Annotated in this window: 20 protein-coding genes; 8 read left to right on the top strand and 12 right to left on the bottom strand. The window is 41.3% G+C overall.

Annotation, left to right across the window (positions count from 1 at the left end):
- Positions 1-19: 19 nt before the first annotated feature.
- The 6 genes from BCU68_RS13565 to BCU68_RS16895 all read right to left on the bottom strand — a co-directional run bounded on the left by BCU68_RS13565 (position 20) and on the right by BCU68_RS16895 (position 4,586).
- A complete protein-coding gene (locus tag BCU68_RS13565) occupies positions 20-1,477 on the bottom strand; it encodes a type II and III secretion system protein family protein (RefSeq protein ID WP_102565281.1) in 1,458 nt (485 codons plus the stop codon).
- An 8-nt stretch (positions 1,478-1,485) separates the two neighbouring features.
- Complete coding sequence (gene cpaB, locus BCU68_RS13570) at positions 1,486-2,256, bottom strand: Flp pilus assembly protein CpaB (protein WP_102565282.1); 771 nt, start codon at positions 2,254-2,256, stop codon at positions 1,486-1,488.
- Positions 2,253-3,617, bottom strand: a complete 1,365-nt coding sequence (locus BCU68_RS13575; protein ID WP_102565283.1) for an AAA family ATPase — start codon at positions 3,615-3,617, stop codon at positions 2,253-2,255. The genes cpaB and BCU68_RS13575 overlap by 4 nt, the downstream gene beginning before the upstream one ends.
- 10 nt (positions 3,618-3,627) lie before the next feature.
- Positions 3,628-4,137 carry an A24 family peptidase gene (locus tag BCU68_RS13580; RefSeq protein WP_157935201.1) on the bottom strand — a complete coding sequence of 170 codons (510 nt, stop codon included), beginning with the start codon at positions 4,135-4,137 and terminating at the stop codon, positions 3,628-3,630.
- A gap of 37 nt (positions 4,138-4,174) precedes the next feature.
- The gene (locus BCU68_RS17065; RefSeq protein WP_198591736.1) at positions 4,175-4,333 is read right to left on the bottom strand and encodes a hypothetical protein; all 159 of its coding nucleotides are present in this window, start codon (positions 4,331-4,333) and stop codon (positions 4,175-4,177) included.
- 76 nt (positions 4,334-4,409) lie between these two features.
- Positions 4,410-4,586, bottom strand: a complete 177-nt coding sequence (locus tag BCU68_RS16895) for a Flp family type IVb pilin (RefSeq protein WP_133126149.1) — start codon at positions 4,584-4,586, stop codon at positions 4,410-4,412.
- 538 nt (positions 4,587-5,124) lie between these two features.
- Between BCU68_RS16895 and dksA the strand changes: the two genes are divergently transcribed.
- From dksA to panC, 6 genes are all read left to right on the top strand, one after another.
- Positions 5,125-5,571 carry an RNA polymerase-binding protein DksA gene (gene dksA / locus BCU68_RS13585; protein WP_102565285.1) on the top strand — a complete coding sequence of 149 codons (447 nt, stop codon included), beginning with the start codon at positions 5,125-5,127 and terminating at the stop codon, positions 5,569-5,571.
- A gap of 68 nt (positions 5,572-5,639) precedes the next feature.
- Positions 5,640-6,566 carry a tRNA glutamyl-Q(34) synthetase GluQRS gene (gene gluQRS, locus BCU68_RS13590; protein WP_102565329.1) on the top strand — a complete coding sequence of 309 codons (927 nt, stop codon included), beginning with the start codon at positions 5,640-5,642 and terminating at the stop codon, positions 6,564-6,566.
- An 87-nt stretch (positions 6,567-6,653) separates the two neighbouring features.
- Positions 6,654-8,006 (top strand): polynucleotide adenylyltransferase PcnB, encoded by a 1,353-nt coding sequence (gene pcnB / locus BCU68_RS13595; RefSeq protein WP_102565286.1) that lies wholly within the window; start codon positions 6,654-6,656, stop codon positions 8,004-8,006.
- Positions 8,003-8,488 (top strand): 2-amino-4-hydroxy-6-hydroxymethyldihydropteridine diphosphokinase, encoded by a 486-nt coding sequence (gene folK / locus BCU68_RS13600; RefSeq protein WP_102565287.1) that lies wholly within the window; start codon positions 8,003-8,005, stop codon positions 8,486-8,488. The genes pcnB and folK overlap by 4 nt, the downstream gene beginning before the upstream one ends.
- Before the next feature lie 23 nt (positions 8,489-8,511).
- On the top strand, positions 8,512-9,306 hold the full coding sequence (gene panB, locus BCU68_RS13605) for a 3-methyl-2-oxobutanoate hydroxymethyltransferase (RefSeq protein WP_102565288.1): 795 nt from the start codon (positions 8,512-8,514) through the stop codon (positions 9,304-9,306).
- A gap of 8 nt (positions 9,307-9,314) precedes the next feature.
- Positions 9,315-10,208, top strand: coding sequence for a pantoate--beta-alanine ligase (panC, locus tag BCU68_RS13610; protein WP_102565289.1), 894 nt, complete (start codon positions 9,315-9,317; stop codon positions 10,206-10,208).
- A gap of 64 nt (positions 10,209-10,272) precedes the next feature.
- On the opposite strand, the gene BCU68_RS13615 is transcribed toward panC, so the two are convergent.
- Positions 10,273-11,043, bottom strand: a complete 771-nt coding sequence (locus BCU68_RS13615; RefSeq protein WP_102565290.1) for an ABC transporter permease — start codon at positions 11,041-11,043, stop codon at positions 10,273-10,275.
- A complete protein-coding gene (locus BCU68_RS13620) occupies positions 11,043-11,960 on the bottom strand; it encodes an ABC transporter ATP-binding protein (RefSeq protein WP_102565291.1) in 918 nt (305 codons plus the stop codon). Before BCU68_RS13620 ends, BCU68_RS13615 begins: the two co-directional genes overlap by 1 nt.
- Before the next feature lie 328 nt (positions 11,961-12,288).
- Between BCU68_RS13620 and can the strand changes: the two genes are divergently transcribed.
- A complete protein-coding gene (gene can / locus BCU68_RS13625) occupies positions 12,289-12,939 on the top strand; it encodes a carbonate dehydratase (protein ID WP_102565292.1) in 651 nt (216 codons plus the stop codon).
- Positions 12,940-13,045: 106 nt separating this feature from the next.
- On the opposite strand, the gene hpt is transcribed toward can, so the two are convergent.
- Positions 13,046-13,576, bottom strand: coding sequence for a hypoxanthine phosphoribosyltransferase (gene hpt, locus BCU68_RS13630; protein ID WP_102565293.1), 531 nt, complete (start codon positions 13,574-13,576; stop codon positions 13,046-13,048).
- Positions 13,577-13,895: 319 nt separating this feature from the next.
- Between hpt and BCU68_RS13635 the strand changes: the two genes are divergently transcribed.
- Positions 13,896-14,519 carry a TetR/AcrR family transcriptional regulator gene (locus BCU68_RS13635; protein ID WP_102565294.1) on the top strand — a complete coding sequence of 208 codons (624 nt, stop codon included), beginning with the start codon at positions 13,896-13,898 and terminating at the stop codon, positions 14,517-14,519.
- Between the two features lie 88 nt (positions 14,520-14,607).
- On the opposite strand, the gene lpdA is transcribed toward BCU68_RS13635, so the two are convergent.
- The 3 genes from lpdA to aceE all read right to left on the bottom strand — a co-directional run bounded on the left by lpdA (position 14,608) and on the right by aceE (position 20,850).
- Positions 14,608-16,038 carry a dihydrolipoyl dehydrogenase gene (lpdA, locus tag BCU68_RS13640; protein WP_102565295.1) on the bottom strand — a complete coding sequence of 477 codons (1,431 nt, stop codon included), beginning with the start codon at positions 16,036-16,038 and terminating at the stop codon, positions 14,608-14,610.
- A gap of 247 nt (positions 16,039-16,285) precedes the next feature.
- Positions 16,286-18,160: a pyruvate dehydrogenase complex dihydrolipoyllysine-residue acetyltransferase gene (gene aceF, locus BCU68_RS13645; RefSeq protein WP_102565296.1), complete on the bottom strand. Its 1,875-nt coding sequence runs from the start codon at positions 18,158-18,160 to the stop codon at positions 16,286-16,288.
- 26 nt (positions 18,161-18,186) lie between these two features.
- Entirely contained in the window at positions 18,187-20,850 is a 2,664-nt protein-coding gene (aceE, locus tag BCU68_RS13650; RefSeq protein ID WP_102565297.1) for a pyruvate dehydrogenase (acetyl-transferring), homodimeric type, read from the bottom strand.
- Positions 20,851-20,880: the final 30 nt, after the last annotated feature.

The raw sequence follows: 20,880 nt of genomic DNA on the forward strand, positions 1-20,880 counted from the left end.
TCCCTTAATCTCTAGTTATCTATAAACTGTGTCCAAATACACCTTCCGAGCCACCTTGTGAGTCATCTATATCATCCATGCTTCTCGGTACATTTTTTCTTGATTGGTTAGATGGTTCTGCAATATATGCACCTTGCCCTAATAAATAATATTTCATATCGGTAGGCTCTACATAAGCATCGGTTGGTAGACTGACTTTGCTACGATCTATCGGTTTAGCAAGCCTTGGAGTAACCAATATCACTAACTCTGTTTCTCCCGACACATACTCCTGGCTATTAAATAACTGGCCTAATACAGGAATATCACCAAAACCAGGCATTTTATTTGAAACATCGCGCACATTCTCACTTAACAAACCAGCAATCCCAATGGTTTGCCCATCGGCTAATTCTAATGTTGATGATGCACTACGACGAGTTATTGGCGGAATAATATAAGAACCGTTGGTATCGCCAGGACTTAACGTTAATGCACTAGCACTCGCTATTTCACTGACATCTACCGCTAAGTTTAAGTTTATTTTTTGATCACTTAAAATTGTAGGGATAAATTTAAGTCCTACACCATACTCTTTATATTCAATAGTGACCCCATCGTCATTTGGCACAGGAATAGGGAATTCTCCACCAGCTAAGAATTCCGCTTTTGAGCCACTCAATGTGGTTAAATTCGGTTCTGCCAGCACCTTCGCAGTACCATTTTGCTTAGCCACATCAAGTGCAAAAGAAAATAGAGTATTACCATCAATAAATGAGCCTAATATCCCATAATCTCCTGAGGATGGAATATCAAAAATAGGTGTCGCTCCAATAATGCCAGAAGCAACGGATGATGCTCCCCATGTAAAGTTTGAGCCACTTGATTGGAAAAAAGTAAAATTCGCATCAAACTTTCGCACTAAACTGCGCTGAACTTCGGCAATCGTCACCTCAAGCATCACTTGCTGAGCACCCCCTATAGTCATTAAGTTAATGACACCGGTTTTATTTGCCTGTTGGCTTAATGATTGCCCTTCTTTATCAGCAGAAACACCCGCCGTGTAAGTTTCTGCGACACGTAAAGCAGTATTCATTTGTGCCTGTGAACTTACTTGACCGTTTAAGATCAGGCGATTTTGGCTACTGTGAACCTCTATAGTTTCATTAGGTAAGAAGTCATATAATTTGGCTTTTAAACTGTTAAGATCATGCGTCACTTCTATATTCATTGATTCAATTAGCTTTCCACTACGATCCCAAGCCATCAAATTGGTTGTTCCTAACTTTTTACCGATTAAAAAAGCCTCATTAGATTTAAGCATCACAATATCCAATATATCAGGATCGCCCAACGAGACTCGTTTTGCCGAACCTGACAACTTGATCGGTATCGATTTATGATGAGGGACCGTGATGGTTTTCCCAGTCTGAGTTGAACTCCAAGCAGAAAAGCTCATAAAAACAGTAACAATTAACGACACAACTAAATTTTTCATCTATCACCTCAATTATTGACTCGAACATTCGAAGACTGCGTCCCTTTAATGATGGTGACACTGGGTGCGACGTAACGTTTTTTATATTTCATTTTTTTCGGTGGCGGTGGTGGTGGCGTATTGGGGTTGCGCAACGTGAGCTGGATTGCCCCTTTACTGCGCGCACTAAGCAACTTTTCCGCTTCTAAAGGAGAAACCTCAAGCGTTACTGCTCGGACGATCAGAGGTTTGTTTTCTTTCGTTCTAGCCGTTTGGTCAATCGCTAATACTTTAATATTTTTCAATACTGTTTCGGTGTTTGCGGAATTTTTACCCTTGGTTATGGTATTTAATACATCAACTCTATTTCCGGGTAATAGAAAGCCTGCCACCCCAATGACATCATTAACCCGAATGGTTACTGCTCGTTTATCTTCAGGGATCAACGTAGCAAAAGTTGAACCTTCACCGTTGACGCCTAATCGGAAGGGTAAAATAATCTCACCTGGGTAAATATTATTGGATGCCACTTGCCCTATTAACTCATCTTCAGCAGTAAACTGATTATCACTACGCCACTCTTTTTCAAGTAATTTAGTGGTTAAGTGACGATCTTCTATTACTGTCCCAGCCGGTATTTCTAGCGCTGCAATGATAACAGGCTCTCTTTCCACTACCTTTACATCAACTTGTGGTTGCAGTTGTGTTTGATTTTCCATCCACTGTTTAGCAAAAAAAACAGCCGCTAAACCAAACACGATTGATAGCAAGAGCAGTATAATTATTTGACTTCGACTCATTGTGAATCTCCTTGGGGCTCAGTAGTAAAGTAAACACTCCAAGCCTTATTCAACATATTCGCTGTTACGATCGGCTCTAAAGCTTCAAATGCGGCAATATCACGACAGATTCCAGCTAAGTCTCTTGGTAAACAAGGGATATAATCAACCTGATGAATACGATGTAACTCTAGCGTAGTCGTGATTGCTGATTCATCAAGAGTCAACTGCCTTTCTTTTGCTACAGTGCGCCATAACTGAATGTACTCAGACTCTGTTAAAGGGTTAAATTGAATCTTATAACCAAGCCGTCTTAAAAAGGCTGGGTCGGCTATTTTTTTAGGGCTTAAGTTTGTTGAAAAGGCGAGAGTTAAAACAAAAGGAACACTTATCTGCTGGCCATTAGGTAAGGAAAGGTAGTCATAAGAATACTCCATTGGCACAATCCATCGATTTAACAGAGCATCGACAGGCATCGCTTGACGCCCTAAATCATCAATAATAAAAATGCCGTTATTGGCCATCATTTGTAACGGGGCCATCCACACTCGATTATGCTCAGTATGGTTAACCTCTAGCATGTCCATGGTCAACTCACCACCAACTTGTACACTTGGTCTATGGCATAGCACCCAGCGAGCATCATATTGATCTTTAAATACAATGGAATCGGTTTTATTTTCTGTTACCCGTTGATGATGCTGAGAAGACAAAACTTTAATCACATTGCCATCAGCGTAAACAGCATGAGGTATGTATACTGAGGTCTTCAATGCATTCAGTAATCGAGTCGCTACAAATGTTTTCCCCATCCCGGCATCACCATATAATAGAAGCGCTCGACCTGAATTAATGGCAGGGCCTAAAACCGAGATAAGGCGCTCAACACCGAACACATCCTCTAAAGATCGCTCGACATCAGGGCGTGTAACCTTGTTGTTTCGAACATCCTGCGCAATAACCATTTGGGTATAATTGGCTAAGGAAACAGGAGTAGGCCCAAGATATGCATCTTTCACAAAAGCCTTATTCGCCTCCTTAGCCCCTAACTCTGACAGTGCATAACGAACATTACCTTGGGTATTACTAGAAAATGTACTACTAAGGCTTGCGAGGGGTTGAAAAACCTCAAGGTAGTTATTTTTCCTCAGATTAAGTAACAATTCCTCTATCATATGACTGTTTATCGCCATTAATAGCGCCAATTGACGTAAATCAGATTTAGGGTAAGCTGCTAAGTGTTTTAGTATTAAATTCTCTAACACTGCAACTGGAACATTTAGTTCGCTAAAGGTTGTCGGGACTTGAGGGGCTGAGACTTGAGGAACTGGAGATGTAGGCGTATTAAACGATTTTTCTTCACTGTTTACCTGCTCTTTCATAGCAGAGCTCCTAAAAATAATAAAATAAAGCAAGCCCTAAAACAGCAGAAGGAGCAAAAGGCATTTTTTGGCAATTTTCACGGCGCACAAAACCACGTTCACTAATAAATATTTGAGTGGACAAGGTTGAATCACGAACCGATGAAAAACCTCTCAATAAGTTAGCATTGGGTCGCTTTAATAGAATGTAATCAAATAGTGCAACAACTCCTGCTGCCAATAAAATCCAGTAACTCACCGCTAATAAGTTTCCCCAACCAACAAGAAAACCAATTACACCAAGAAATTTTACATCGCCTGGTGCCATTGCTTTTAATAGATAGAGAAGTAATGCACCACTAAATAACACTACACCTCCAAGTAAAGCGCCGCTAAAAGAGTGCCATAGCGCTGTACTATTGGTGATAATTACAATGCTGTGTAATACAAGCAGCAGCATGAGGTATACATTCGGAATACGGTGTTCTCTGGCATCATAAACAGCTATAACAACCAACAATGCCCAGATAGTAATATTCACGTTTCGCTGCCTATATATTGTAATTTTAGTTTAACCATCACTGTAAAATCGATTGTATTTTTGTAATTAATGTACCCTGATAGCCTAAGAAAAGGCTTAACAGGGCTCCTGCTAGTAATGCAGCTCCAATAACATATTCAACAGCAGTTAAACCTTCTTCATCAAGAAAAAAACATTTTACAGCCTGAAATTTCATATTTATTCCTTACTGTTGTGTCTATTTTTTCTTATTGTCAGAGTTAAATACTTTTATTGATAATGTATAATTATTACTACTTGCCAATTGAACTTATTGTTGATGTCAATTTTTCAGCTAAATCTGTTTTTAATGAACCAAACACTGCTGTTAACGCCGCAACGAGTAACGCTGCACCAATTACATACTCAACCACTGTCAGTCCTTCTTCATCACGCATGAACGCTTTGATATTATTCAATACAGTTTTCATTGTTTTTCTCCTAATATTAAGCAATTCATTTTATTGCTACTTTCAATCTAGTTACTGACAAAAGTAATAGTTAGGACTTTTATAGCCTCTTTTGGTACTTTTTTGTCATCGGAGGTGTATCACAACTAAATAAGTTAATCGCACCCCATCTGGAATACCGAGCGAAAAAGACCTGCGCGAACTCACAATTTTGATCCAATTACGCGACTGAGGCGTATTTTTATCCATTGTTTTATTTCCAGGGATTGAAATCTCACCAACTGCACACCATATAAGCTCGAAACATTCATCATTATCATAGTGAATGGAAGCGCCAAGCGGGTGTTGCCCTACGATAAAAATGTAAAGCAACCATTAGCAAGTAAGAGCTTAAAATAAAATACAAAATTAACTTTATAACGCATTGAAAAATTAAGTTAGTTACATATTGTACTTAAGTTTACTATTGATTATTTGCCACCACGGGGACTTTCTGCTATAGATAGCCGCCTCAAATTAACTGTATTGCAGTTGACTAGGTGTAAGTAGGAGATGCGGTATGCCAGAAACAAGAAAAAAAGCGCTAGGCATCCTAGCCATTGCCGGTGTTGAACCGTACCAAGCAAAAGCAGGTGAAGAGTACATGTCACCTGAGCAAACGGATCATTTTACAAAGATTTTGGATGCATGGCGCAACCAACTCAGGGAAGAAGTAAATCGTACTGTTAACCACATGCAGGACGAAGCAGCTAACTTTCCTGACCCAGTTGACCGTGCCTCTCAAGAAGAAGAGTTTAGCTTAGAGCTTCGTAACCGAGACCGCGAACGCCGCCTAATCAAAAAAATCGAAAAGACACTCAATAAGATTGAAGAAGAAGATTTCGGTTTCTGTGATTCATGTGGTATCGAAATCGGTATTCGCCGCCTTGAAGCTCGCCCTACAGCTGATTTATGTATCGACTGTAAAACGCTTGCTGAAATCAAAGAAAAACAGATGCAAGGTTAATCCTGCACTTGTTTATAAAGGGGGCTTCGGCTCCCTTTTTTAATTAACCATTGCTTTATTCTATTGATATGAACAACGAAAACGCCACCACATTCAATCGCACCTCCCCTTACGTGGGACGTTTTGCCCCATCACCATCAGGGCCACTGCATTTTGGATCGCTCGTTGCTGCTTTAGGGAGCTATTTCCAAGCTCGATCAAATAATGGGCAATGGTTAGTTAGAATGGAAGATCTCGACCCTCCTCGTGAAATGCCAGGAGCAGCAGACCTGATATTAAAAACGCTTGAAAGCTACCACCTCTATTGGGATAGCAATATTGTTTACCAAAGTCAGCGCCATGACTTTTATCAAGCGCAAATTGACCAGTGGTTGTTAGAAAATAAAGCCTATTACTGTCAGTGCACTCGTAAACAAATAAAAGAGCAAGGTGGCTACTACCCTGGCACTTGTCGCAATGCTGCGATTAATACACCAGAAAACAGCGCTGTTAGAGTCGTAATGAATCATCCGGTCGAAACATTCATCGATCAGAAACATGGCGACGTTATTATACCTAAAGCCCTTGCCCGTGAAGATTTCATCATCAAACGTCGCGATGGCTTATTTGCCTATAATTTGGCGGTAGTATTAGATGATATTGACCAAAAGGTTACTGAGGTAGTAAGAGGTGCAGACCTCATTGAGCCAACCGGTCGGCAGATCAGTCTCTACCATAATTTGAATGTGACGCCTGTTGATTATGTACACTTGCCATTAGCGCTAGATGTATACGGTCAAAAACTATCCAAGCAAAATCATGCTACAGCGATTGACTTACAGGATCCAAAGCCAACATTATTGCAAGCAATGCACTTTTTAGGTTTTAATATCCACAGAGATATGAATGACTTAACTATCGATGAAGTGATTAAGTGGGGCTGTCAAAATTGGCATCTATCGCTGTTAACTACAGAGAACAAGATAACGCCAAGATTCTCAAACGCCTCACTCTAGGCTATTATAGCCCACAATAACATAGAGCCGATCCATTTTAGGACTAAGTAATGCAGAGTTGGCGATACCAATCTTTGCCATAAGCTAATGAATAAAAACGACAATACCCCACGCGATGAACGCGAACACGGAGATATCGATCTGAATATTACAACTCGCCAAGAGCACAATATCTCACGTAAGCAGATCAGCGATAATGCGCTTAAAGTTCTTTATCGACTGAATGGTGCGGGCTTTGATGCCTATTTAGTCGGTGGTGGTGTCCGAGATCTGCTCTTAGACCAACAGCCTAAAGATTTTGATATTGCGACCAATGCCACACCAGAGCAAATCAAAAACCTATTTCGTAACTGCCGTCTTATTGGCCGTAGGTTTCGCTTAGCTCATATCATGTTTGGTCGTGATATTATTGAGGTCGCAACCTTCCGTGGTCACCATCAAGAACCCGATAAAAACGTTTCAGCACAATCGAAAGAAGGCATGTTACTGCGTGATAATGTCTACGGTACGGTGGAAGAAGATGCTGAGCGCCGTGATTTCACGATCAATGCAATGTACTACAACATCGCAGATTACAGCATCCACGATTATGCTGGCGGCATGGAAGATCTTGAAGATAGACTGATTCGTCTTATCGGTGAACCTGAAGTTCGCTACAGAGAAGATCCAGTACGAATGCTGCGCGCTATCCGTTTTGCTGCCAAATTAGATTTTGATATCGAAGAAGATACCGCTGATCCTATTGAGCATCTTGCACATCTGCTACAAGATATTCCAGCAGCACGCTTGTTTGAAGAGTCTCTAAAGCTTCTACAATCAGGCTATGGTCTTGAAACGTATCACTTAATGCGTGAATACAATCTATTTCAACAGATGTTCCCTCTGATTTCTGAGCAGTTTACCGCTGACTACGCATCACAAACAGAACAGATGTTAGATCTCGCTCTCGACTCTACCGATCAGCGTATTGAAGAAGATAAACGCATCAACCCTGCTTTCATGTTTGCCGCTATTTTATGGTATCCAGTGAAAGCGCTTGCTGATCAAATGATGGTAGAGCAAGGCATGGCTGAATATGATGCCATTATGGAAGCAAGTAATGTCGTACTTGATCAACAAGTAAAGAGCATTGCTATTCCCCGTCGTCATACGGCTACGATTCGTGAAATTTGGCAACTGCAACTTCGCCTGCCACGTCGCAGTGGTAAGCGTGCATTTAGACTCATGGAACTGAATAAATTCCGTGCTGGTTACGATTTCCTCGCAATGCGTGGTGAGATCGAAGGTGGTGAAACCGCAAAATTAGCCAAATGGTGGGAAAGATTCCAAAGCGCTGGACGAAATATGCGTCAAGCAATGGCAAACGATCTTGCCGCACCAGGTAAGCCGAACCGCCGCCGTAATAACTATCGTAATAAAAAGAGTAAATCGGCAGAATGATAACGGTATATATAGCGATCGGTAGTAACTTAGCCGATCCTATCACTCAAGCGAACAGTGCGATCAATGCACTAAAAACATTGCCGCAGAGTGCGTTTATTTGTTCGTCTCAACTCTACAGCAGCACTCCAATGGGGCCACAAAATCAGCCCGATTATATTAATGCTGTTGTCGCGATAAAAACCCAATTAACGCCTCTTGAACTACTTGATTGCACACAGGCCATTGAGCAAGAGCAAGGGCGTGTCCGTAAAGATGAACGTTGGGGACCTAGAACACTAGATCTCGATATTATCTTATATGGCAATGAGGTGATCGATTCTGAACGCTTAACTGTACCTCATCATGGTATGGCTGAACGTGAGTTTGTTCTTTATCCACTCGCAGAAATCGCACCAAATTTACAACTCCCTGATGGGACGAAGCTAACAACGCTAATAGACCGTGTTGATAAAAACGGGCTTAGTATTTGGCATAAATAGCCAGATCCTAGTAAGGATAATTAATGAAAAAAATCACAATTAATGATCTTCGCAAATACAAAGCGGAAGGTCGCAAATTTGCTTCTTCTACTGCTTATGATGCAAGTTTTGCTCAACTGTTTGAAAGCCAAGAGATGCCAGTATTATTAGTTGGTGACTCTTTAGGTATGGTATTGCAAGGTCAACCTGATACTTTGCCAGTAACAGTTGAAGATATTGCTTACCACACGCGCGGAGTACGTGCTGGTAGCCCAAATAGTCTACTAATGGCTGATATGCCATTTATGAGCTACGCAACGCCAGAAGAAGCTTGTAAGAACGCAGCAACGCTAATGCGAGCTGGAGCAAATATGGTAAAACTTGAAGGTGGAAGCTGGTTAGCTGAAACTGTCAGCATGCTTGCGGAGCGAGCTGTACCTGTTTGTGCTCACCTTGGTTTAACACCACAGTCAGTGAATATTTTTGGTGGCTACAAAATTCAAGGTCGCGATCAAGAGCAGGCCGATAAAATGGTTGCTGATGCATTAACGCTACAAAATGCTGGTGCACAAATCGTCCTACTTGAGTGTGTTCCTGCTGAACTTGCCGAGCGCATCACAAAAGCATGTGATGTTCCTGTTATTGGTATCGGTGCTGGTAATGTAACAGATGGACAGATCTTAGTAATGCATGACATGTTTGGTATTTCAGCAAACTATATGCCTCGCTTCTCTAAGAACTTCCTTGCTGAAACTGGGGATATGCGTACTGCAGTTGCTAAGTACATTCAAGATGTTGCCGATGCAACTTTCCCTGATGATGCTCATACTATTGCTTAGGAGACAGCATGCAAACTTTTGCTGAAATTGCTCTATTACGTGAACAAATTAAACAGTTTAAACGTGATGACCGTACTATTGCTTTTGTCCCAACAATGGGTAATTTGCATGAAGGTCACTTAACACTTGTTCGTAAAGCTCGTGAACAGGCTGATATTGTAGTCGTGAGTATTTTTGTTAATCCAATGCAATTTGAACGTGCTGACGATCTTAACAACTACCCTCGCACACTAGAAGATGACTTAAGTAAATTAAATGGTGAAGGTGTCGAACTTGTATTTACACCAACACCAGAAATCATGTATCCGGAAGGGCTAGATAAGCAGACGTTTGTTGAAGTACCTGGGTTATCTCAAATGCTAGAAGGTGCCTCAAGACCAGGGCACTTTCGTGGTGTTGCAACCATAGTGACAAAGTTATTCAATATCGTGCAACCCGATGTTGCATGCTTTGGTGAAAAAGACTACCAACAACTTGCTGTCTTACGCCAGATGACTTTGGATCTTGCCTTAGATATCACCGTTATTGGTGTACCTACCGTTCGTGAAATGGATGGGTTAGCCATGAGTTCTCGTAACGGTAACCTAACGATGGATGAGCGCCAAAGAGCCCCTGTTCTTGCTCGCACCATGCGTTGGATTAGCAGTGCTGTTCGTGCTGGTAGAGATGACTATGCCTCTGTGATTGAAGATGCAAGTGACCAGTTACGTGCTGCGGGTTTGCAACCTGATGAGATTTTTATTCGTGATGCAAGAACGCTGCAATCTATCAATTCAGAATCAAGCCAAGCCGTCATTTTAATGGCTGCATTTTTAGGCAAAGTTCGCTTGATTGATAATCAGGTTTTTGATCTTACTGTTGAAGCAAAAGAAGAGCCTGAAGCAAGCGAGTCTACAGAATAAGTTTTACTTAGCTCAACACATTAAAAAGCCAAGAGTATTCGATAACTCTTGGCTTTTTACGATATTAACTTCTTAAACCAATACCTTTCGTTACTAGGTAGTAAGCAACAGAGTATAAACTGATAATAAACAGACCTAATACACTAAATGAAGCGACGATACCCACATCAGATACACCTAGGAATCCGTAACGGAATGCATTCACCATGTAAACAATTGGGTTGAGTTTAGATACACCTTGCCAAAACTCAGGCAGTAAACTGATCGAGTAAAACACACCACCTAAGTAAGTCAGTGGAGTTAACACGAAAGTCGGTATTATCGAAATATCATCAAAGGTTTTCGCAAAAATAGCATTAATTAATCCACCAAGTGCAAAAACGACCGATGTTAAAAATACCGTTACTATGATTACACCCCAATGCTGGATTTGTAGATCGACAAAGAATAACGAAACAAAAGTAACGATCGCACCGACCGCTAATCCTCGCGTCACACCACCCATAACGTAACCAGCAATAATGATGTAATTAGGTACCGGTGCAACTAATAGCTCTTCGATATTCTTTTGTAATTTAGCACTAAAGAAAGAGGAGGCTACGTTGGAATATGAGTTAGTGATAACTGACATCATAATTAAACCAGGAACAATATATTCCATGTAACTAAAGCCATTCATTTCACCAATTCGCGAACCAATCAAGTTACCAAAAATGATAAAATAAAGAGACATAGTGATCGCAGGTGGGACAATCGTTTGTACCCAAATTCGCGTAAAACGTACGATTTCTTTTGTTAATAAACTTTTGAATGCTGTCCAATATTGTTGATACATTACTTATCACCTTGTTCGTTAACGATACGAATAAATAACTCTTCTAAACGGTTCGCTTTATTTCGCATAGATAACACTTTGATACCTTGCTCAGTTAACTCTGAAAATACATCATTTAATGGCTGGCTTTTGTCTATTTCTACTTCCAAAGAACCATTATTATAATGTGATTTATTAACGCTTTTTAGTTCTGGCTCTGCGCTACCTGGTAGAAGATCTAAAATAAACGTTTCAACCTTAAGCTTACCAAGCAGGGACTTCATTGTCGTATTTTCAATTAACTCACCACGATTGATAATACCAATATTACGACACAACATCTCAGCCTCTTCAAGGTAGTGTGTCGTCAAAATGATCGTGATCCCCTGCTGGTTGATCTTCTGTAAAAATTCCCACATCGAGCGACGTAGTTCAATATCAACCCCAGCGGTTGGCTCATCTAAAATAAGCAGTTGCGGCTCATGCATTAAGGCGCGCGCTATCATCAAACGACGCTTCATACCGCCTGATAAGTTACGAGCTCGTTCTGCTTTTTTATCCCACAAATCTAATTGAGTAAGATATTTTTTAGCTCTTTCTTTTGCAACGGGCTTCGGTACACCGTAATAACCAGCCTGCTGTAAAACAATTTGCTCGACAGTTTCAAATTGATTGAAGTTAAACTCTTGAGGAACAAGTCCTAAATGCTGCTTAGCTCGCTCTAAGTCTTGATCGATATTATGACCAAATACCTTTACGCTACCTGAAGTCTTATTCACTAAAGAAGAAATGATGCCTATCGTAGTCGACTTTCCTGCTCCATTTGGTCCTAAAAGCGCATAAAAATCGCCTTTCTCCACTTGTAAGCTGACACCTTTTAATGCTTCAAACCCACCAGCGTAGGTTTTACGCAACTGTTCAATTTCTAATGCATACATAAAATGCGATACCTTGCTCTAACGTAGTAACTTTAATGGCTCTTTTATACCACTTTACTGTTAAGATTCGCAGAAAATTCAGGGATAAAACAGAATTATCCTCACTATAAAAAGAGTGGTATATTGTTATCACTTAATTTTAAATGACGATGACCTCTCTATTTTAAGCTGAGCAATAGCATTACCGCTTACTCACTGAACGGATTCAAGTTGAGCTCATCATAAATATAAGTGTCACAGACATCAGATGAGTTCTTTTCTGAGAATAAAGATAGGAAGAAAATTTAGACATTGTGTATAGTGTCTGAAGTATTATAAGGGAAATAAGATGCCAGAAATTAAAGAACTTTTTGAAAATAATTCGATTTGGTCAGAATCCATTAAAGCGAAGAAGCCTGAGTATTTTTCAAAACTAGAAGAAGGTCAAAACCCAGGTTTCCTTTGGATAGGCTGTTCTGATAGTCGTGTACCAGCAGAGCGCTTGACTGGATTATATTCTGGAGAGTTATTTGTTCACCGTAATGTCGCTAACCAAGTTATTCATACCGATTTAAACTGCCTTTCTGTACTGCAATACGCTGTTGATGTATTAAAAGTCAACCATATTATAGTTTGCGGTCACTATGGTTGTGGCGGTGTCAATGCTGCAATAGATAATCCACAACTTGGGCTTATCAACAACTGGCTACTTCACATTCGAGATTTGTACCTCAAACATCGTAATGTTTTTGAACAGCTACCTCGTGAAGAATGGGGTGATAAACTGTGTGAAATCAATGTAGCAGAGCAAGTTTATAACGTCGGTAATTCAACGGTGATGCAAAGTGCATGGGAGCGCGGACAGGAAGTTGAGATCCACGGCGTCGTCTATGGAATCGGTGATGGTAAGTTAGAAGATCTTGGTTTACGTAGCTCAAACCGAGAAGATTTAGAGGCATCCTATCAGGCGGCTCTCGCTAAGATTCTCAATCTTAACTAATCTCTTTACCAGAGTTATACCATTAGCTCGCTTTTATTAAGATATAAAAATGCCCATAATATCCGCTGATTTATGGGCATTTTTGTCATTTATTTAGCAAGGTATATTACTCTTGCGGAACCACTTTACCAATGTAAGATAAGTGACGGTATTTTTGTGCGTAATCAATACCCACACCAACCACAAACTCATCAGGAATAGAAAAACCAATCCATTTAGCATCCACTTCAATTTCACGACGTGATGGCTTATCAAGTAAAGTACAGATTTGAATCGATTTAGGCTCTCGTAAAGATAATATCTCCACGACTTTTGTTAGCGTGTTACCTGTGTCGATAATATCTTCAACAAGTAAAACATCCTTACCTTTTATATCATCATCAAGGTCTTTCAGAATGCGCACATCTCGTGAGCTTTCCATGCTATTGCCGTAGCTTGATGCTGTCATGAAATCGACGTGATGAATCAAGTCTATTGCACGAGATAAGTCAGCCATAAAAACGAAAGAACCTCGTAACAGCCCGACTAAGACTAACTCATTACTACCCTGATAATGCTCGGTGATCTGTTGACCTAACGCTCGTACTCGATCCTGAACTTCTTGCTCAGTGATCATAACTTCAACTGTATGCTTCATGTTGTTCTCAATTCATTGGATGATAATCGCATTTTTATCTTTAATGCCCCATCAATGATAGAACACACAAAGTAAAATGCCGACTTACTGCGCCGCTATCTTAACATTTCATAGAAGTTAAATTAAAGCGTTTCCCATTCGCTCACTAATTCTCATTTATGAGAAAATATTGTTTTTTTTGATTAAGATTAAGATTATCAGCATGATAGCCTCTAAATGAGTTGACAGCCCCATATGCATCATTACACTCAATAGTAAATAAAACATAATGACAGCATAGTCAGTAATGTGCATATAAATCACTTGGCAAGGAATAGCAATGAATACTACAGCACCGAAAACAAGAACGAGGCTTTCACCTCAGAAACGAAAATTACAGCTCATGGAAGTAGCATTAGGTGTATTTGCTCGACGTGGAATTGGTCGTGGGGGACATGCTGATATTGCAGAGATAGCTGGTATTTCAGTTGCCACAACGTTTAATTACTTCCCAACTCGTGAAGATCTGGTTGATGAAATACTTAATCACACCGTCAGTCAATTCTCGAACTTTCTTGTTGAGAACATCGACTTTGATCGCCATGTAAAAGATAACCTTTATAACATCACTACAGCAATGCTTGCCCTAGTACAAAAAAATGAAGACTGGGTTAAAGTCTGGTTTGAGTGGAGCGCATCGACTCGTGAAGAAGTGTGGCCTTTATTTGTTCATGCCAACCATACTAATCAACTACTCATTGAAAATATTTTCGCTAAAGGTATCGAGCGTGGTGAAATCTGCTCACAACATCAAACGCGTCATTTAGCGAGCTTATTTCATGGTTTATGCTACTCACTATTTTTACAAGCAAATCGCATACAAACAGACAACATTGAATACTCTCACATTAAATTATGCGATTTATCAGAAAGCTACATGAACATGCTCTGCATTTATAAGTAATCTCACTTTCCTTATTTAGAGTAAACAACAGATCATACAAAAAGACCGCTGAATATTCAGCGGTCTTTTTATTTAAAGAATTCTATCTTTATTTTTTTCTTTTTACTGCTTTTGCATTTGGTAAGTCAGTAATTGTCCCTTCAAAGACTTCAGCAGCTAGACCAACAGATTCATGCAGTGTTGGGTGAGCGTGGATTGTCAATGCGATATCTTCTGCATCACAACCCATCTCAATAGCAAGGCCAATTTCACCTAACAGTTCACCACCATTGGTACCAACGATAGCGCCACCGATCACGCGGTGAGACTCTTTATCAAAGATAAGCTTCGTCATACCTTCAGCACAATCAGAAGCAATCGCACGCCCTGATGCAGCCCAAGGGAAAGTCGCCACTTCAAAGTTCAAGCCTTCTGCTTTTGCTTCTTTTTCTGTTTTACCTACCCAAGCAACTTCTGGCTCAGTATAAGCAATTGATGGGATAACTTTAGGGTCAAAGTAGTGCTTCTTACCCGCAATAACCTCAGCGGCAACATGACCTTCATGCACACCTTTATGAGCAAGCATTGGTTGGCCAACAATATCACCAATCGCATGGATATGTGGAACATTGGTGCGCATTTGCTTATCAACATTAATGAAGCCACGTTGATCAACTTCAATGCCGGCTTTTTCAGCATCCATTAATTGACCATTAGGAACACGACCAATAGCAACAAGTACAGCGTCATAACGCTCAGCTTCTGTTGGTGCTTTCTTGCCTTCCATTGATACGTAAATACCATCTTCTTTCGCTTCAACCGCTGTTACTTTCGTTTCTAGCATTAGGTTGAATTTGTTCTTAATTTTCTTTGTGTAAACTTTAACGATGTCTTTATCCGCTGCTGGGATAACTTGATCAAACATCTCAACCACATCGATTTTAGAACCTAATGAATGGTAAACCGTTGCCATTTCAAGGCCAATGATACCACCACCCATGATAAGTAATTTACCTGGTACTTCTTTTAAATCTAGCGCATCGGTTGAGTCCCAAATACGAGGGTCTTCATGAGGAATAAATGGCAGTTTAATTGGGCGCGAGCCTGCTGCAACGATAGCATTATCAAAGTTAACAGTGGTTTTTCCATCTTCGCCATCAACTTCAATTGAGTTAGGACCTGTGAACTTACCAAAGCCATTAACAATGTTAACTTTACGCATCTTAGCCATACCGCCAAGACCGCCAGTTAGTTGGTTAATTACTTTATCTTTCCATAAACGAATTTTATTAATATCCGTTTGCGGCTCACCAAATACAATGCCGTGATCCGCTAATGCTTTTGCTTCTTCGATTACTTTTGATACATGAAGTAGTGCTTTTGATGGAATACAACCAACATTAAGACAAACACCACCTAGCGTGCTGTAACGTTCAACGATTACAGTTTCTAGACCTAAATCTGCGCAGCGGAAAGCAGCTGAATAACCAGCAGGACCTGCACCAAGTACAACAACTTGGGCTTTAATTTCTTTGCTCATTGTGACCTCTTGTAGTCATTATCCCTAACAGGCGAAGTATTACCTTCTCTTAAAATGCCTTTCAAACCTTCTCCATATTTTACAGAGATGTTAATGCAGTGAAAGTAGCATCAAGTTAGCCTGTGAGCTAGACAACAATTCATTGCTCGTAGTGTCAAACCAGTAACCCCAACAATGACATTATTGTCCAATCGATTTATCTTGATTAAAAATTAAGGTGACTGCAAAGCCACCTTAATCATTATTCCTATAGTACTAGGCGACGAATGTCAGACAAAGCACTGTTTAGGAAAGTAATGAAACGAGCGCCCTCTGCACCATCAATCACACGGTGATCGTATGATAATGACAATGGAAGCTGTAAACGTGGCTCAAATTCTTTACCGTTCCAGACTGGCTTAATCTCTGATTTCGATACCCCTAAGATACCAACCTCAGGTGCATTTACAATTGGGGTAAATGCTGTACCGCCAATACCACCTAGGCTAGAAATCGTGAAACAGCCACCTTGCATATCTGAAGCGGTTAGTTTGCCAGAACGTGCTTTCTTAGAAATTACCATTAGCTCTTCAGATAGCTCGTAGATACCTTTCTTGTTTACATCTTTAAAGACTGGAACCACAAGACCATTTGGCGTATCAACAGCGATACCAACATTGACATATTTCTTCAGAATAATGCTTTCACCGTCTTCAGATAGAGACGAGTTAAACGCTGGGAATGCTTCTAACGCTTTCGCGACAGCTTTCATGATGAACACCAGTGGCGTGATCTTCATGCCTGTATCTTTCTTCGCTTCGATAGCATTCTGTTCTTTACGGAATGCTTCTAGCTCAGTGATATCAGCATTATCCCACTGAGTAACATGCGGGATCATTACCCAGTTACGGTGCAGGTTAGCACCCGAAATTTTCTTAATCTTAGAAAGTTTCTGTACTTCTGTATCACCAAACTTGCTGAAATCAACTTTTGGCCATGGTAGTAGACCAAGAGCAGAACCGTCACCACCTTTGCTCGATGCTGCAGCACCAGACTCTAAACGCTTAAGCGCATCTTTAACGTAAGATTGAACATCTTCTTTAAGAATGCGGCTCTTACGACCAGTACCTTTAACTTTAGAAAGATTAACGCCAAATTCACGAGCAATACGACGAACAACTGGAGAGGCGTGTGCGTAGTCACCGTTCTCTTGGAAATCGCCTGCGGTTGCTGGAGCTGCCGTTTCTGCTTTAGGAGCCGATGCCGCTGGAACTGCTGCCTGTGCAGGAGTTGAAGCGGCGACTGGAGCGACACCTTCCACAACAAACGTCATGATTAGAGAGCCAGTTGATACCGTATCTCCTGCTGCAATCTTGATTTCTTTAACGGTACCAGCAAATGGTGCTGGTACTTCCATTGATGCTTTGTCGCCTTCCACAGTAATGAGAGATTGCTCTTCTTCTACTATATCGCCAACCGCGACCATAATTTCAGTAACTTCTACTTCATCACCGCCGATATCTGGAACGTTTACTTCTTTTTCAGCTGATGCTGCTGGAGCCGCAGCAACTGGTGCCGCCGCTGGGGCTGTAGCAACAGGAGCACCTGAGCCAGCCACTTCGAATACCATGACTAGAGAACCCGTCGATACTGAGTCACCAGAAGCAATCTTAATTTCTTTGACCGTACCTGCAAATGGTGCTGGTACTTCCATTGAAGCCTTATCACCTTCGACAGTAAGAAGTGACTGTTCTTCTTCAACGCTATCACCGATAGCAACCATGATTTCCGTCACTTCAACTTCATCACCGCCGATATCTGGAACATGAACTTCTTTAAGTTCAACCGATGCTGGCGCTACAGCAGCAGGTGCCACTGCTTCAACGACTGGCGCAGCCGGTGCTGCTGCACCTTCTACGTCAAAAATCATAATAAGAGAACCCGTTGATACTGAGTCGCCTTCAGAGATTTTAATTTCTTTAACGATACCCGCTTGAGAAGCTGGAACTTCCATCGAAGCTTTATCGCCTTCAACAGTGATCAGTGACTGTTCTTCTTCAACTTTGTCGCCAACGTTAACCAGAATCTCAGTTACTTCAACCTCATCTGCACCGATATCAGGTACATTAATTTCGATTGTCATTGTATTTTCCTACCTTAATGGAAGTCTTATGCGTATTGCGGGTTAGTTTTCTCAGTATCAATATTGAATTTAGCAATGGCTTCAACAACCACTGATTTATCAATATCACCACGTTTCACAAGCTCAGTTAGCGCTGCAACTACTACATAGCCAGCATTAACTTCGAAGTGACGACGTAGGTTCTCACGGCTGTCTGAACGACCAAAGCCATCAGTACCTAGTACCTTGTAAGACTCAGCAGGAACGAATGCACGTACTTGCTCAGCGTAGTTCTTCATGTAATCGGTGGCTGCAATCGCTGGCTCACTACCAAGAACCGTTGTGATGTAAGGTACTTTTGCTTCCGCTTCTGGGTGAAGCATGTTTTCACGCTCTACCGCTTGACCATCACGAGTTAGTTCATTGAAAGACGTTACAGAGAACACGTCAGACGCTACGCCATAATCATCACTTAAGATCTGTGCAGCTTTACGTACTTCGTTCATGATCGTACCTGAACTCATCAGCTGAACTTTTGCTTTCGCACCAGCGTAAGATTCAAGCTTGTAGATACCTTTACGAATGCCTTCTTCAGCGCCTTCTGGCATTGCTGGCATTGCGTAGTTTTCGTTCATCACGGTTAGGTAGTAGTACACGTTCTCTTGGTTCTCACCATACATACGACGAATACCATCTTGCATGATAACAGCCAGTTCATAAGCGAACGTTGGGTCATAAGAGATACAGTTAGGTACTGTGTTTGCCATGATGTGCGAGTGACCATCTTCGTGCTGCAGACCTTCACCGTTTAGTGTGGTACGACCTGCTGTAGCACCCAGTAGGAAACCACGAGCTTGTTGATCGCCTGCTAACCACGCCATGTCACCAATACGTTGGAAACCAAACATTGAGTAGTAAATGTAGAATGGGATCATTGGTAAGTCATTGGTGCTGTATGACGTTGCCGCAGCAACCCATGAAGCCATAGAACCTAGCTCGTTGATACCTTCTTGCAGTACTTGACCTGAGGTTGCTTCTTTGTAGTAAGAAACAATGCCTTTATCTTCAGGTGTGTAATCTTGACCGTGTGGGTTATAAATACCAATTTGACGGAATAGACCTTCCATACCAAATGTACGTGCTTCATCACAAATGATAGGAACAATATTCTTACCAATGCTCTTATCTTTAAGCAGAATATTTAGCGTTCGAACGTAAGCCATCGTCGTAGAAATATCACGCTTTTGCTCACCTAACAGTGGTGCAAATGCTTCCAGTTCAGGAACTTTAAATTCTTGAGTAAACTTAGGCAGACGCTTAGGTGTGTAACCATGTAGCGCATCACGACGAGCGTGCAAGTAGTTATACTCTGCCGAACCTTCTTCTAATTTAAGGTAAGGAAGTTCTGTGATTTTCTCATCAGAAAGCAGATCTTGTAGACCCAAACGATCACGTAGGTGTTGAACATGAGTCATGTCCATTTTCTTCACACCATGCGCAATGTTTTTACCTTCCGCAGCATCACCCATACCGTAGCCTTTAACGGTTTTAGCTAAGATTACCGTTGGCTTACCGTTTGTTTCTTTTGCATTGTTGAATGCAGCAAACAGTTTAGAAGAGTCATGACCGCCACGTTTAAGCGCGAATATTTCATCATCTGTCATATCAGCAACAAGTGCTGCTGTTTCTGGGTACTTACCAAAGAAGTGCTCACGTACGTAGGCGCCATCTTTAGATTTGAATGTTTGGTAGTCACCGTCGATAGTTTCGTTCATTAACTGAAGAAGCTTACCCGTCGTATCTTTAGCAAGAAGAGAATCCCAGTTGCTACCCCAGATAACTTTAACAACGTTCCAACCTGCGCCTTTAAATAGACCTTCAAGTTCTTGAATGATGCTACCGTTGCCCATAACAGGACCGTCTAGACGCTGCAAGTTACAGTTAATTAGGAAGCAGAGGTTATCCAGCTTTTCACGAGCAGCAAAAGAGATTGCACCGCGTGATTCTGGCTCATCCATCTCACCATCACCTAGGAAGGCATATACGCGTTGCGCTGACGTTTCTTTCAGACCGCGACCATCAAGGTACTTAAGGAAGCGAGCTTGATAGATAGCAGAAATAGGACCAAGCCCCATAGATACTGTTGGGAACTGCCAGAATTCAGGCATTAGTTTAGGGTGCGGGTAAGAAGGAATACCTTTGCCATCGACTTCTTGGCGGAAGTTATCTAGCTGCTCTTCCGTTAGACGACCTTCAACGAATGCACGAGAGTAGATACCTGGAGAGATATGACCTTGGTAGTAAACGAGATCGCCACCATCTGTCTCGTTTGGAGCACGGAAGAAGTGGTTGAAACAAACCTCGTAGAATGCAGCTGCTGACTGGTAAGAAGCCATGTGACCACCAAGGTCTAGGTCTTTCTTAGAAGCGCGCAATACGATCATGATTGCGTTCCAGCGAATAATTGAACGAATACGGCGCTCAAGAGTTACATCACCAGGATAAGCTGGTTCTTGTGCTGCTGGAATGGTGTTGATGTAGTTAGTGTTGATACCCGTTGGCATATCAACGCCATCTAAACGAGCTTTATCTAATACCTGCTCGAGTAGATATTGAGCGCGCTCAACACCTTCTTCTCGAACAACTGACTCAAGTGCTTCTAACCAATCTTGAGTTTCCAGTGCATCAACGTCATGCTTCATGTCAGACATTGCAATCTATCCTTTTGTTAGTGGGACTCT

The sequence above is a fragment of the Vibrio sp. 10N.286.49.B3 genome (assembly GCF_002873395.1).
In the GTDB taxonomy this organism is placed as follows: Bacteria; Pseudomonadota; Gammaproteobacteria; order Enterobacterales; family Vibrionaceae; genus Vibrio.

Excerpts from the sequence above, each read along its gene's own strand:
- BCU68_RS13620 (WP_102565291.1), bottom strand. The coding sequence starts at position 11,960 with ATGTATGCATTAGAAATTGAACAGTTGCGTAAAACCTACGCTGGTGGG.
- can (WP_102565292.1), top strand. The coding sequence starts at position 12,289 with ATGCCAGAAATTAAAGAACTTTTTGAAAATAATTCGATTTGGTCAGAA.
- cpaB (WP_102565282.1), bottom strand. The coding sequence starts at position 2,256 with ATGAGTCGAAGTCAAATAATTATACTGCTCTTGCTATCAATCGTGTTT.
- aceF (WP_102565296.1), bottom strand. The coding sequence starts at position 18,160 with ATGACAATCGAAATTAATGTACCTGATATCGGTGCAGATGAGGTTGAA.
- panC (WP_102565289.1), top strand. The coding sequence starts at position 9,315 with ATGCAAACTTTTGCTGAAATTGCTCTATTACGTGAACAAATTAAACAG.
- dksA (WP_102565285.1), top strand. The coding sequence starts at position 5,125 with ATGCCAGAAACAAGAAAAAAAGCGCTAGGCATCCTAGCCATTGCCGGT.
- BCU68_RS13565 (WP_102565281.1), bottom strand. The coding sequence starts at position 1,477 with ATGAAAAATTTAGTTGTGTCGTTAATTGTTACTGTTTTTATGAGCTTT.
- hpt (WP_102565293.1), bottom strand. The coding sequence starts at position 13,576 with ATGAAGCATACAGTTGAAGTTATGATCACTGAGCAAGAAGTTCAGGAT.
- BCU68_RS17065 (WP_198591736.1), bottom strand. The coding sequence starts at position 4,333 with ATGAAATTTCAGGCTGTAAAATGTTTTTTTCTTGATGAAGAAGGTTTA.
- lpdA (WP_102565295.1), bottom strand. The coding sequence starts at position 16,038 with ATGAGCAAAGAAATTAAAGCCCAAGTTGTTGTACTTGGTGCAGGTCCT.
- aceE (WP_102565297.1), bottom strand. The coding sequence starts at position 20,850 with ATGTCTGACATGAAGCATGACGTTGATGCACTGGAAACTCAAGATTGG.
- gluQRS (WP_102565329.1), top strand. The coding sequence starts at position 5,640 with ATGAACAACGAAAACGCCACCACATTCAATCGCACCTCCCCTTACGTG.
- BCU68_RS13575 (WP_102565283.1), bottom strand. The coding sequence starts at position 3,617 with ATGAAAGAGCAGGTAAACAGTGAAGAAAAATCGTTTAATACGCCTACA.
- BCU68_RS13615 (WP_102565290.1), bottom strand. The coding sequence starts at position 11,043 with ATGTATCAACAATATTGGACAGCATTCAAAAGTTTATTAACAAAAGAA.
- folK (WP_102565287.1), top strand. The coding sequence starts at position 8,003 with ATGATAACGGTATATATAGCGATCGGTAGTAACTTAGCCGATCCTATC.
- panB (WP_102565288.1), top strand. The coding sequence starts at position 8,512 with ATGAAAAAAATCACAATTAATGATCTTCGCAAATACAAAGCGGAAGGT.
- pcnB (WP_102565286.1), top strand. The coding sequence starts at position 6,654 with ATGAATAAAAACGACAATACCCCACGCGATGAACGCGAACACGGAGAT.
- BCU68_RS16895 (WP_133126149.1), bottom strand. The coding sequence starts at position 4,586 with ATGAAAACTGTATTGAATAATATCAAAGCGTTCATGCGTGATGAAGAA.
- BCU68_RS13635 (WP_102565294.1), top strand. The coding sequence starts at position 13,896 with ATGAATACTACAGCACCGAAAACAAGAACGAGGCTTTCACCTCAGAAA.